General features: G+C 29.6%; 10 protein-coding genes. 4 read left to right on the top strand and 6 right to left on the bottom strand.

Annotated elements, in window-relative coordinates; genetic code table 11:
- Position 1: 1 nt before the first annotated feature.
- Together VJY38_RS07210 and VJY38_RS07215 are read left to right on the top strand one after the other, a co-directional pair.
- Positions 2 to 1,474, top strand: coding sequence for an SLC13 family permease (locus VJY38_RS07210; protein ID WP_353680017.1), 1,473 nt, complete (start codon positions 2 to 4; stop codon positions 1,472 to 1,474).
- A 56-nt stretch (positions 1,475 to 1,530) separates the two neighbouring features.
- Entirely contained in the window at positions 1,531 to 1,917 is a 387-nt protein-coding gene (locus VJY38_RS07215; RefSeq protein WP_353680018.1) for a DUF302 domain-containing protein, read from the top strand.
- A gap of 145 nt (positions 1,918 to 2,062) precedes the next feature.
- On the opposite strand, the gene VJY38_RS07220 is transcribed toward VJY38_RS07215, so the two are convergent.
- Genes VJY38_RS07220 through VJY38_RS07240 form a run of 5 tightly spaced genes read right to left on the bottom strand, consistent with a single transcriptional unit; the run spans position 2,063 to position 8,501 of the window.
- The gene (locus VJY38_RS07220) at positions 2,063 to 2,356 is read right to left on the bottom strand and encodes a PG0541 family transporter-associated protein (protein WP_353680019.1); all 294 of its coding nucleotides are present in this window, start codon (positions 2,354 to 2,356) and stop codon (positions 2,063 to 2,065) included.
- Positions 2,357 to 2,365: 9 nt separating this feature from the next.
- Positions 2,366 to 5,479, bottom strand: coding sequence for an efflux RND transporter permease subunit (locus tag VJY38_RS07225; protein WP_353680020.1), 3,114 nt, complete (start codon positions 5,477 to 5,479; stop codon positions 2,366 to 2,368).
- An 11-nt stretch (positions 5,480 to 5,490) separates the two neighbouring features.
- Positions 5,491 to 6,525, bottom strand: a complete 1,035-nt coding sequence (locus VJY38_RS07230) for an efflux RND transporter periplasmic adaptor subunit (RefSeq protein ID WP_353680021.1) — start codon at positions 6,523 to 6,525, stop codon at positions 5,491 to 5,493.
- A gap of 18 nt (positions 6,526 to 6,543) precedes the next feature.
- Complete coding sequence (locus tag VJY38_RS07235) at positions 6,544 to 7,872, bottom strand: TolC family protein (RefSeq protein ID WP_353680022.1); 1,329 nt, start codon at positions 7,870 to 7,872, stop codon at positions 6,544 to 6,546.
- Between the two features lie 17 nt (positions 7,873 to 7,889).
- Positions 7,890 to 8,501, bottom strand: coding sequence for a TetR/AcrR family transcriptional regulator (locus VJY38_RS07240; protein ID WP_353680023.1), 612 nt, complete (start codon positions 8,499 to 8,501; stop codon positions 7,890 to 7,892).
- Positions 8,502 to 8,666: 165 nt separating this feature from the next.
- On the opposite strand from VJY38_RS07240, the gene VJY38_RS07245 reads away from it, so the two are divergent.
- Together VJY38_RS07245 and VJY38_RS07250 are read left to right on the top strand one after the other, a co-directional pair.
- On the top strand, positions 8,667 to 9,689 hold the full coding sequence (locus tag VJY38_RS07245) for a J domain-containing protein (RefSeq protein ID WP_353680024.1): 1,023 nt from the start codon (positions 8,667 to 8,669) through the stop codon (positions 9,687 to 9,689).
- A gap of 98 nt (positions 9,690 to 9,787) precedes the next feature.
- Positions 9,788 to 11,320: an alpha-N-arabinofuranosidase gene (locus VJY38_RS07250; RefSeq protein WP_353680025.1), complete on the top strand. Its 1,533-nt coding sequence runs from the start codon at positions 9,788 to 9,790 to the stop codon at positions 11,318 to 11,320.
- Between the two features lie 27 nt (positions 11,321 to 11,347).
- On the opposite strand, the gene VJY38_RS07255 is transcribed toward VJY38_RS07250, so the two are convergent.
- The gene (locus VJY38_RS07255; protein WP_353680026.1) at positions 11,348 to 12,790 is read right to left on the bottom strand and encodes a RecQ family ATP-dependent DNA helicase; all 1,443 of its coding nucleotides are present in this window, start codon (positions 12,788 to 12,790) and stop codon (positions 11,348 to 11,350) included.
- Positions 12,791 to 12,873 lie beyond the last annotated feature (83 nt).

Genomic DNA, 12,873 nt, shown 5'->3' on the forward strand with positions numbered 1-12,873 from the left:
GATGAAGAAAAAAACTGTTATTAATTTATTATGGATTTTTATTAGTGTAATTGCTTCAATTACAGCATACTTATTATTTGATTTTGGTGTTGAATATAGAAGTGCCGAAGTAGTTGCAGCAATAGCAATATTAATGTCATTATTATGGATAACAGAAGCAATTCCACTATCAGTTACTTCTTTAATCCCATTAATTCTATTCCCATTTACTGGCACAATATCAGCTGTAGAAATATCACAAACTTATGTTAACTCAACTATTTTTCTTTTTCTTGGTGGATTTATAATTGCTATTGCAATGGAAAGATGGAATTTACATAAAAGAATTGCAATTAATGTAATTAATGTTGTTGGGACTTCAAATGCTAAAATAGTTTTGGGATTTATGTTATCTTCAGCTTTTATATCTATGTGGATATCAAATACAGCTACGGCTGTAATGTTACTACCAATTGGACTTGCAGTAATTAATCGATTGGAAGATGAACTTGGTGTTGAGCGAACTTCCAGATTTGCAATAGCACTAATGCTTGGTATAGCATATTCATGCTCAATAGGCGGAATTGCTACACCAATTGGAACACCACCAAATTTAGTTTTTCAAAGAATTTATAAAATTAATTTTCCTGATAATCCTGAAATTTATTTTGGTGAATGGATGAAGTTTGCAGTACCTACTTCAGTAATTATGTTAATATTTGTCTGGATTCTTCTAACAAAAATATTGTATAAAGATAAATTTGGTATTAAGATAGATAAAGAAGTTATCAATCAAGAAAAAAATAAACTTGGTAAGATAAGGTATGAAGAAAAAGTAGTATTGATAATTTTTATTGTTACCTCATTACTATGGATTTTCAGGGCAGAACTGAATTTAGGATTTTTTAAGATTTATGGCTGGTCTAATTTATTCCCTAAATCAAATTATATTGATGATGGAACAATTGCAATAACTATGGCAACCCTTTTATTTATTATACCAGTGAAGAAAGAAAATAAAGAACAAAATTTTATACTTGACTATACAGCAGTAAATAAAATCCCATGGGATATAATTTTACTTTTTGGTGGAGGATTTGCTCTTGCTGAAGGATTTGTTAGCAGTAAGTTATCTGAATTAATTGGGAAACAATTTATATCATTAAAAAATATTGATGTTATTTTTTTAATTGCTGCTGTATGTTTTGTTTTAACATTTTTAACAGAACTTACATCCAACACAGCTACAGCCCAGATTCTTTTACCAATTTTAGCAGCTATTTCAAAAGAGCTTCAAATAAATCCACTGATTTTAATGCTGCCTGCAACATTATCAGTATCTTTTGCTTTTATGCTTCCAGTAGCAACTCCTCCTAATGCAATAGTATTCAGCAGTAGAAGATTAAAAATTATTGATATGGCAAAAACAGGTATTTTTATTAACTTTTTTGGAATCATTGTGGTTACATTTATCGTATGGTTATTTTTCGTTTAGTAAATATGAATCTTTATGTTTATAATATCATCTAATTATTAAAAAAAGGAGTAGCTATGTCATACTATTTATCAAAAGTAGTTGATTATTCATTTGATGATACAATTACAAAAATTTTCGAAGAATTAAAAAATGAAGGATTTGGAGTTTTAACGGAAATTGATGTAAAAGAGACCTTAAAGAAAAAGCTTGATGTGGATTTTCGAAGATATAAAATTTTAGGTGCATGCAATCCACCTTTAGCTTACAAAGCTTTGAAAAAGGAAGAAAATCTCGGAGTGATGCTTCCCTGTAATGTAATAGTTCAGGAAAAATCTGATGGGAAAGTACAAGTAAGTACAATAAATCCAGTAGAAGCTATGAAAAGTGTAGGTAATCCAGAATTAGAAGAAGTAGCAATTGAAGTCACAAACAAATTAAAGAATGTTTTAGATAGATTATAATAAAGTTCTAAAGTAATTATTTAAATTGATGATAGATTAAAAAGTTGCCAGATTATTTTTTATATATGAAATTCTTTTTTCCCTTAAATAATATTTATAATAAAATTTTGCCCCGAGTAAAAATTTACTCGAGGCATAAATAGTATTACACCATCTTTTCAATATTCCATACAAAAGCGTGAATGCCTTGCTCTTCTGCTTCTTTATTTATTTCATTGACTTTTTCGAGCAGAGGTTCTACTAATTCATCTTTAATGACAGTGAGAACAACTGCATTTTGACTTGGCCATACGTGCGTTCCAAGATGTGGTTCACCTTTGTCGCTCCCCTGACCATGAACATTTAAGAATCTTGTAAATCCTTTTATATTTAAGCTTTGAAGAGCTTCATCTACTTCTTCTGTTATTCCATGATTATAAACTATCATTACTGCTTTCATTTTTACTCCTTAATCAATTTCTTTTTTCTGTTTTATTCTGGTTTCAAATATTGAATAAAGTACTGGAACGAGTACAAGAGTAATTACTGTAGAAAAGAATAATCCACCAATTGTAGAAATACCAAGTGGTTGCCATGTTTCTGAACCTTCACCACGACTGATTGCAAGTGGAATTAAACCAAGTAAAGTTGTTAATGCTGTCATTAAAACTGGACGCAATCTATTTCTTCCAGCATAAATAATTGCTTCTTTTAGTTCATATCCTCTTGCTCTTGTTATATTTGTGTAATCAATAAGTACAATTGCATTTTTTACTACAATTCCAACAAGCATAATACTTCCTAAAAATGCAATTACACTAAATGGTGTATTGGTTAAGAAAAGTGCAATAAACACACCAGAAAAAGCAAAAGGTACAGAGAACATAACTATAAACGGATCTAACAAAGATTCGAATTGTGATGCCATTACCATGTAAACCAGTACAATACTTAATATGAGTAAAAGAGATAGATCTTTAAAAGTATCTGATTGTTGTTCTATTTGACCAGCATATTCGATTGTAACATTAGGAGGTAATTGTAATGTGTTGACAAATTTTTTAATATCACTTGTAATTTCACCAAGAGAACGACCTTCAACATCCGATAAAACTGCTACTACTCGTTCCTGTTCTTTTCTTTTAATTTCTGGGGGAGAATATTGCTGAGTAACTTTTCCTATATCTTTTAATTTTACTGTTGTACCATATAATGTCTTAATAGGAAGGTTTGCAATATCACTTAGAGAATTTTTCTTTTCTGGAGGTAAACTTATGAAAATATCATATTCGTCACCAAGCTCACGATATTTTGTTGCTGTTAAACCATAGTAATAACTCCTAAGTGTAGATGCAACCAATGCGGTATTTAAGCCACTGAGTGCCATTTTATCTCTTTGAAGAGTAATCTGTAATTCTGGTCTCGGATCACCAATATCAATTCTAACATCTCGTGTTCCTTCGAGTTTACTTACATGTTCTTTTATTTTAGTTGCAATTTGATATGTTTCGTCTAAATTAGGACCAATAATATCTACTTCGATTGGAGATGTACTTCCACCAGTTAACATAGACATACTTCCACTTGTATTAATTGTAAAACTCTTAATACCAGGAATTGCTTTTAATTTTTCTCTTAATTCATCTGCCATTTCAAAAATGGTTCTTTTTCGTTTATCTTTGCTTACGGTTCTTACCTGGATAGAAGAAATATTGGCAGCTTCTCTTTGACCAAATAAAATTGCAGAAAATCCCTGATCATTCACACCTGAACGACCAGCAATAAATACAATTTCAGGGAAATCCTTTTTAATTATATTTTCAACTTTTTTTACATACTCAATTGTTTCTTCGAGACGAATTCCAGGTTGAAGTTCCAATGTCATCTGAAAATTACCAGAATCAGATCGAGGGAAAAATTCTGTTCCAACTATGGCAATTAGAGATATTGAACCTAAAAAGATTATAATTGTGCTAACTATAACTGTCTTTTTATGATTTAAAGCCCATTCCAGTAGTGAGGAATAATATGTGTCCAGTTTATCAAGAAAGTTTGCCAGTGTGTTATCAATTTTTTTGAGTAAAGGATTATTTATTGGTTTTTCTTCCTTTTTTGATTTTAAAAGTTTAGCAGATAACATAGGTATTAAAGTCAATGCAGCTAATAACGAAACTAAAATCATTACTGTAACTAAAAATCCAAGCTGATTGAATAGAATTCCAGCCAATCCAGAAATGAAAACAAGTGGAAAGAATACAGCAACAATTGTTAATGTAGAAGCAGTAACAGCTAATCCAACTTCTGTAGAACCAAATATTGCTGCTTCACGGGGTCGAGCACCTCTTTCAACATGACGAGTAATATTTTCGAGTATCACAATTGCATCATCCACAACCATACCAACAGCAATCGATAAAGAAGAAAGTGAAATGATATTTATTGTATTACCAGTAAAGTATAAGTAAATAAAAGCACCAATTAATGAAACTGGTAAGGTTACTAATATGATTAATGTTGCTCTCCATTTTCTTAAGAATAAAAGTATAACAATCGAAACAAATATTGCCCCAAGGATAACTGCTTCTGCGAGATTATTTATTGAATTTACTATATATTCTGACGTATCAACTATAACATCAATTTTTACATCAGATGGTAAATTCTTTTTAATCTGTTCTAATTTTGCTTTAACATTTCTTGCAACTTCAACAGTATTTGCACCAGATTGTTTTTGAACTATGATTTGTAAACCTCGACCACCATTTAATCTTACATTTATTGTTCTATCTTTAAGACTATCAATCACATTTGCTACATCTTTTAAGTAAACTATTCTTCCACCTTGCTGACTAATAACAAGATTTTTGATTTCATCAATGTTTGAGAATTCACCCGGCACTCGCAGATTATATTCCATAGTCCCCATTTTAATTGTGCCTGATGGGATATTTATATTTTCTGCTTGTAGAACTTGACTGATTTGTTGTGTAGAAATATTATAAGCTTCCAGTTTTTTTGTATCAACGTGAACTAATATTTGTCTAACAGGTCCTCCAAAAGCTTGAACAGTTCCAACACCATTAACTCGTTTTAAAGGGTCAACTATTTCTTTTTCGGCAAGTTTATTTAAACCGATGTAGCTTTCGTCTGCAGTTACTGCTAAAAATACAACAGGGAAAATATTTGTACTGAACTTAAAAATGAATGGATCGAGTGCATCTTCTGGTAAATTTCTTTTTGTAAATTCAAGAGCAGAACGAATATCATTTGATGCTTCATCTAAATTTGTACCATATTCAAATTCTAACACAACAACCGAAATATTATCTATTGAAGTTGAACGAATACTTTTCAAATTAGTAATTGAACTTAAACCACTTTCAATTTTTTTTGTAACATTAATTTCAACATCCTGTGCACTTGCACCAGGATATTGAGTGAGAACACTAATCATAGGTGGTTCAATTTCAGGTAATAAATCAATTGGCAATCTCTGAAAAGCTACAAGTCCAATTATAATAATTGCTAAAAAGAGCATTATTGTTGTTATAGGTCTACGGACTGATAATTCAGGTAGATTCATAGTATTTCTCCTTAATCAATCTTATTCTTAATTTCTACTTGGAGTCCATCTTTTAGAATGCCCTGTCCATTTGTAACTAGATAATCACCTTCGGATAAACCATATGTAATTTCAATTACATCATTAAATTCTTTTCCAACTTTTACATCAACACGTTTAGCAATATTATTTTTTACGATGAATGCATAATAAGCTGCTGTTCCAAGTTGTTTTAAAATTGCTGCTCTATTAACTAAAATACCATCAGATTTACCCAAATAAATTTTTGCTCTTACAAACATTCCGGGTCTTAATTTTTCTTTTGGGTTTGGTATTTTAACTTCAATCTCGAATGTTCTTGTTGTAGGATTTATTGTTGGATTAATTCTACTTATTGTTCCTTTGAAAATTTCTTCCGGGAATATATCGGATTGAATTTCAACTGTTTGACCAAGTTTAATATCTCTAAAATTATTTTCACTAACATTTAAAAGTAATTTTAAAGGATTGATCTGCATTAAAGTAACAATTGTTGGTGCACCACCTGTTGGAGCTAATAAAAATACTTCTCCTTCATTAAGTTTTTTTGCAGTGATAACACCAGAAAATGGTGCTCTGAACTGAGTGTTGGTTAAAAGAAGTTTATAGTTTTTTTCTGCGGTTTCGTAAGCTGCTTTTATTTGATCAAATTGATTTTGTGATATTGAACCCGATTCGTAAAGTGGTTTCATTCTATCGTAATTATCTTTTGCAATCTGATATTGAATTTTAGCTTGAGCTAATTGTGTATCGTCCATTTCAAATAGTAAATCACCTTCTTTAACACGGCTTCCTTCTTCGACATAAATTTTTTGTATTCTACCTGATGTTTGTGCACCAAGATTTGCTTCTTTCCAGGCTGTTAATGTTCCTACTAAATCTATGGTTCTATCAATACTCGATTTTTTTATTAATGTAACTTCAACAGGAATTATTTCTTCTGTTTCATTTTTAAGTTCTTTTTTATTACAACCTGATAACAAAATTGATAAAGCAATTATAAACGAAATAAATTCTTTTATTCTCATTTATTTATCTCCTGATTTTTAATTTTTTCCAAGAATTGTATTTAATTCAGCTTCTGCAACCTTAAAGTCGTAGATAGCCTGGAGTCTATTGATTCGAGCTTGACGAAGTGCTAATTCTGCATCATTCACTTCTAATTGTGTTGCTAATCCATTTTCAAGTCTTCTCTTAGCAATATTATAACCTTCTTCTGCTTGCTTGACAGTTTTATTTTGTCCTTCGATTCTTTTTAATGCCTGCTGTACTCTGTAAAGGATACTCAATGCTTGAGTTTTAATTGCTTCGGTCAAATTTTTCTTTTGTTCTTTAACCTGATTTAAACTTATTTCTGCCTGGCTAACTCTCGCTTGAGTTTTAAATCCATTAAATACTGGTAATTGAATCTGAAATCCAACAACAAAAGTTTTAACCCATCTATATTCAGAGAATTTAAAATCATTTGCTTGAGTTTGATATTGATAACTTCCAAATCCTGCAAGAGTAGGTAGATATGAAGATTTTTCAAGAGACAACATTTTTTCATAAAGTTTTACTTGATTTTCAAGAATTGCCAGTTGTGGATTTGTTTTAAGAAGCTCATTTATTACTTCATCTTCAGAAGGAATTTTATATGGTTCTTCAAAATTAAGTTCACCAACGACTTCAATTTCTTCTTCTGCTTCAAGTCCTATTGCAACTTTTAATGCTTCAAGAGAAAGTTTATAATTATTTTCCATTTGAAGAACAACAGGTTTCAGATTTTCAACCTGAACTTCAGCTCGTAGAACATCGTAATCCGATAGAGTACCTGCTTTGTTCAGTCTTTTTACATTTTCAAAGTTATCTTCAGCATTTTTTAGACTTAGCTCCATCAAATTTTTCATTTCTCTTGAAAGCAAAACTGTAAGAAATGATTTTTGAACATTTCCAATAATCTGGTTCTTAGTGTTTTTATAACTTTCATTTGCTAAATCCAATGAACTTGTTGCTATTCCAATACTTTCATATAATGTCCAGGAAAATAGTGGGATGGATAAAGAAGCAGTACCGTTATATGAATTATCAGATCCAATTTCCAGAATTCCTGGTCTATTACCTGGATTAAATGGTGTTCCTGGTGGTAAAAATATTACAGGTTTTTTAATATATCTCTGATATTGAGCACTTAAATCAATTTTGGGATAAAGACCACTTAAAGCTTCTCGTAATTGTTGTTTTGATTTATCAACTTCAAGTTGTGCAACTTTAATTTCGCTATTTCTTTCAAGTGCGAATTCAATAGCTCTATTAAGATCAAGTACAATTTTTTCTTTTTGTTGTGAAAAAAGGAGTGGCGGTATAATTGCCATAAATAAAATTAATTTTTTCACTTATCACCTCCGAAATTTTATTTTATTAATAATCCATCAAAAATTAGTTTTATTGTAAATGCTATATCCTCATTTGCCTTTGTAAAATCTATTTGTTTATCAGGTTCGAATTGGCAGAAATAAATTTCTCGATGTCTGAATGCTTCTGATATTGTAGGTAAAATTTGAGCAATCTTAGCAGCGTTACATTTTTTAATCTCTTTCTTTTTTATACTTTCCTCAATTACTTTAGTAAGAAGTGAAACCTCACTTTCACGTATTTCTTTAGCCACCTTAAATATTTTGTGTTTAAGTTCAATAAAAATATTGATTGACAAATCCTGAAGTTTCATTACAGATTTAACATAATTGGATTTTGTTATTTCGTAGTTAATTAACTTATCCACTATTTTCTCTTCTTTTGATAAAGCTTCAGTAATTAAAAAAATGTATTTCTCTTTTTCGTTTTTGATTACATCTTCGAGTAATGCATCTTTATTTTGATAATAGTAATAGAGAGAAGATTTTTTCATGCCAAGTGCATTTGCAATATCTTCCAAGGTTGTTTTAGCATAACCTTGTTTTGTAATTATATCCCTCGCTGTACTGAGTATTAAGTCTCTTTTTGAAAGAATGTTTTTAGAATCCATATTAGTATTATTCAAACTTTTTAATAGAATGTTCGAAACTTATTAATGTTCTATTTAATAATCAAGAAATGAACATTAATTTTTATAATACATATATTAATTTGAATTAATTATAAACGATAATTATATAGCAATAATAATTATTAATAATAAACCATAAAGAGTATGAGCTATAAAACAAATCTTATAAGAATGAGAAATGCTGCAGATTTTCTATTCGAACAAAAAAAGTATGAAGATGCCTATTACATTTATGATGATATTTATCATAAAATATGGTATGCAATTGGTTATGTGTATAATGGTATTTCAAGTTTTTCACAGCAGTATTTAACAACTTATAAATCAAATTACGAATTACGAACACAATTTTTTAATCAGGCTATTGAAACAATTTTTAAGAAATGGTTTAATCTGGATATAGATCAAACATTAAATGAATTTATTTTTGCTACTCAGGGACATTTGCAATGCATTAGTTATGCTCCAGAAATAAACTCTACAATTTCTTCTGAAAATGTATTAAATGAATATTTAATACTTCACACTTTAATTCTGGAAATTGACAATAACTGGATCGATTCAATCTTAAAGATTGCAACACCAGTGTTTGAAGAAAATATTCTTAAAAAAATTAGACCTGTAAATAAATTAGAAAATGTAAAGAAGTTATTAATTAATAATGCAGAAAAGATTAAAAGTACAGATTGGTTTAATGTAAATATATTTTTTCTGGATTATTTATTTAATACAGGTGATAATAGCTCGGAACTTTTTACATCAATTCATAAAATCGTAGGATTTTATTATAATCAGAAAACTCATAGAAAAACAACCAGCCAGGAACAGGAGCAAAAGAAACAGAAGTATACACACCACGAATTCTATGAAAAGTATGAGAAATATGAACGTTATGAACTATATGAGAAAAAGACAATATTTTATGAAGATGATTTTGATCCTGCTACTGCAACAGAGTTTGAAAAAGCAAAATATTATGGAAAAATATTGGGCTTGAGTGGTAGAATAACAAAATCTCAAATTAGAAAAAAATATCTTGACCTTATAGCCAAATATCATCCCGATAGAGTAAGTGATTTAGGAGAAGAATTAAAAATTTTAGCCGAGAAAAAGACTAAACAACTTAATGCTGCTTATGAATGGATGAAGAAAAAATATAACCTTTAAAAAAGATATCTCACATCAATAATTTTATTATTACTTTTTTTAGTCTTCTTTTTTATATTGCAAATAATTCTTTCACAATTAAAAAATGGTGAATAAAAATGAAAAGAATAACAGCAATTCTGATTATTGTTTTAAGCGTAATTATTTATGGCCAAAATAAGATAGTAATTAATGCTGATTTAGGAAAAGATACTATAAACAGAAATATTTATGGACATTTTTCTGAACATTTAGGGCGGTGCATTTATGAAGGATTTTATGTTGGAGATACTAATAAAGTTATACCAAATACTCGGGGCATTAGAAACGATGTAATAGCAGCATTAAAAAAGATGAAAGTTCCTGTTCTTCGCTGGCCTGGTGGATGCTTTGCAGATACATATCACTGGAAAGATGGAATTGGAGATAAATCTAAACGACCTACTATCGTAAATGCATGGTGGGGTGGTGTAACAGAAAATAATAGTTTTGGTACACATGAGTTTATGGATTTATGTGAACAGTTAGGGGCAGAACCTTTTATCTCAGGAAATGTTGGTAGCGGAACACCCCAAGAATTAGCTGAGTGGATTCAATATTGCAATTTTGATGGTATAAGTCCTATGAGCGATTTAAGGAAAAAGAATGGAAGAGAAAAACCATGGGGTGTCAAGTATTGGGGTGTAGGTAACGAAACTTGGGGTTGTGGTGGTCATATGCGACCTGAATACTATGCTGATGTATACAAAAGATTTGCAACTTATATGCAGGGTGTATCAAATACAAAAATTTTTAGAATTGCATCCGGTCCTTATGGTGATTATTATGAATGGACTGAAGTATTAATGAAAAATATTCCTCTTAATCTTATTGAAGGGATTGGTCTACATCATTATTCTGTTATAGATTGGAATGCTAAGGGTTCGGCTACAAATTTTACTGAAGAACAATATTTCAAAACAATTAAACAGGCACTAAAGATAGAAGAATATATTGAAGGTCATTCTAAAATAATGGATAAATATGATCCCAATAAAAAAGTTGCACTTGTTGTTGATGAATGGGGTGGCTGGTATGATGTGGAACCAGGAACCAATCCTGCTTTCTTATTTCAACAGAATACTATGAGAGATGCTGTTCTTGCTGGAGTAACATTAAACATTTTCAATAATCATTGTGAAAGAGTCAGAATGGCTAATTTAGCTCAGACAGTTAATGTTCTACAAGCGGTTATTCTTACAGATAAAGAAAAAATAATTCTTACACCAACATATCATGTTATGGAAATGTATAATGTACATCATGATGCAGTTTTACTCCCTTCAGTAGTATTTTCAGATACTTATAAATATGGAAACGACGAAATTAAATCTATTTCTTGTTCTGCTTCCAAAGATAAAAATGGAAAAATCCATATTTCATTAGTTAATATTGATGTTAATAAAGAAAAAAATGTACAGATTGATATTAGAGGACAGAAAGTATCCAGTGTGAGCGGTAGAATTTTGACATCAGAAAAAGTACAGGATCATAATACATTTGATAACCCGGATAAAATAAAACCAGTTATTTTTAAGGATGTAAAACTTGTGAATAATGTATTAAATGTTAAACTACCTCCATTTTCTGTTGTTGTTCTTAATCTGGAGTAATAAAATAAAATGAAGTGTTTAATATGATTATGAAGGTTCACATATGTCGCAATTACCACAATTAGATTCATCATAAAAACCGAAATATTCAGAAATAAAAATTCTTCTGCATTTTTTTGTTCTGAAGTAATTTACAACAGAAAGTAATTTTTTATTATCATTAATAAATTTTGCTTTTAGATACTCGTCATCTTCTAATTGTGGAGGTAATTTGCTGATTACTTTTAAATTTTTTTCTTCAGGTGAACCTTCTATTACACCATATCTTTCCAGAATTCCTAATGCAGTTTCAACTCGAAAATCATTTTTGTCTTTGTAACTTAGGTGTTCTCTTATGTATTCTATTCCGTATGAATTTATTTCATCAATATTATTTAATAAAAGATTATATAGACGTGAATAATAATCTGCATCTGGATTTGCCCATTTTATAAATTCCATCTGAGTATAAAGATCGTTCTGGTTATATATTAATAAACATAAAGAGTCTTTACCATCACGTCCTGCTCTTCCAATTTCTTGATAATAAGATTCTATTGAAGAAGGAACTTCTGCATGAATAACAAATCGTATATCAGGTTTATCTATTCCCATTCCAAATGCATTTGTTGCTAATATTAATTTTTGTTTGTCATTTAGAAACTCTCTCTGAACTTCTTTTCTTGTTTTAGGACTTAATTTACCGTGATATATTCCATGATTAAATCCTCTGTCTTTAAGCAATTGTGAATATTTTTCAAGTGTTTTAATAAGTGTGAAATAAATTATTCCAGGTTTCTGATAATTTTCTAATACTTTTATGATTTTGTTTAATGTTTCTTTTTCATCAAATACTTCAACAGCTTCCAGTCTTAAATTGGGTCGTTTTATTCCTTCATGAAATATTTTAATCTCTTTTTTATCGATTCCCAATTTTGATATAATATCATCCTGAACATCAGGAGTTGCTGTAGCAGTTAAAGCAATAGTTAAAGGATTTTTTAGAATTTCTCTTATTTCTTTCATTCTTGAATAATCAGGTCTGAAATCATGACCCCATTCAGAAATACAATGTGCTTCGTCGATTGCAAGAAGTGAAACATTGGCATTTTTAATTGAGTCGGTAAACTCTTTTATCTTAAATCTTTCAGGAGTTACATATAAAATTTTTATTTCACCCTTTATAAATTTTATTAATCTTTCTCTGCGTTGTTCGCTGCTTACAGTTGAATTAATAAAATCAGCTGGAATATTTTTCTTTTTTAATGTATCTACCTGATCCTGCATTAATGCAATAAGAGGACTTATAACAATAGTACCGCCATCAAAAATTAAAGCTGGAAGTTGATAGCATAGTGACTTTCCTCCACCTGTTGGCATAATAACCAGAGCATGTTTCCTTTCTTCTACCAATCTAGTAATTATTTCTTTTTGAAGACCTTTAAATGAATTGTATCCAAAATATTTTTTTAGCTGTTCTTCTAACTTCATAGTAAATTATTGTGAGATTCTTTAATAGAAATTTATGAAAGTTTTATTATAAAATAACTTACTTAATGCTAATTAATGATGTT

It is taken from the genome of Rosettibacter firmus, from assembly GCF_036860695.1.
Classification (GTDB): Bacteria; Bacteroidota; Ignavibacteria; order Ignavibacteriales; family Melioribacteraceae; genus Rosettibacter; species Rosettibacter firmus.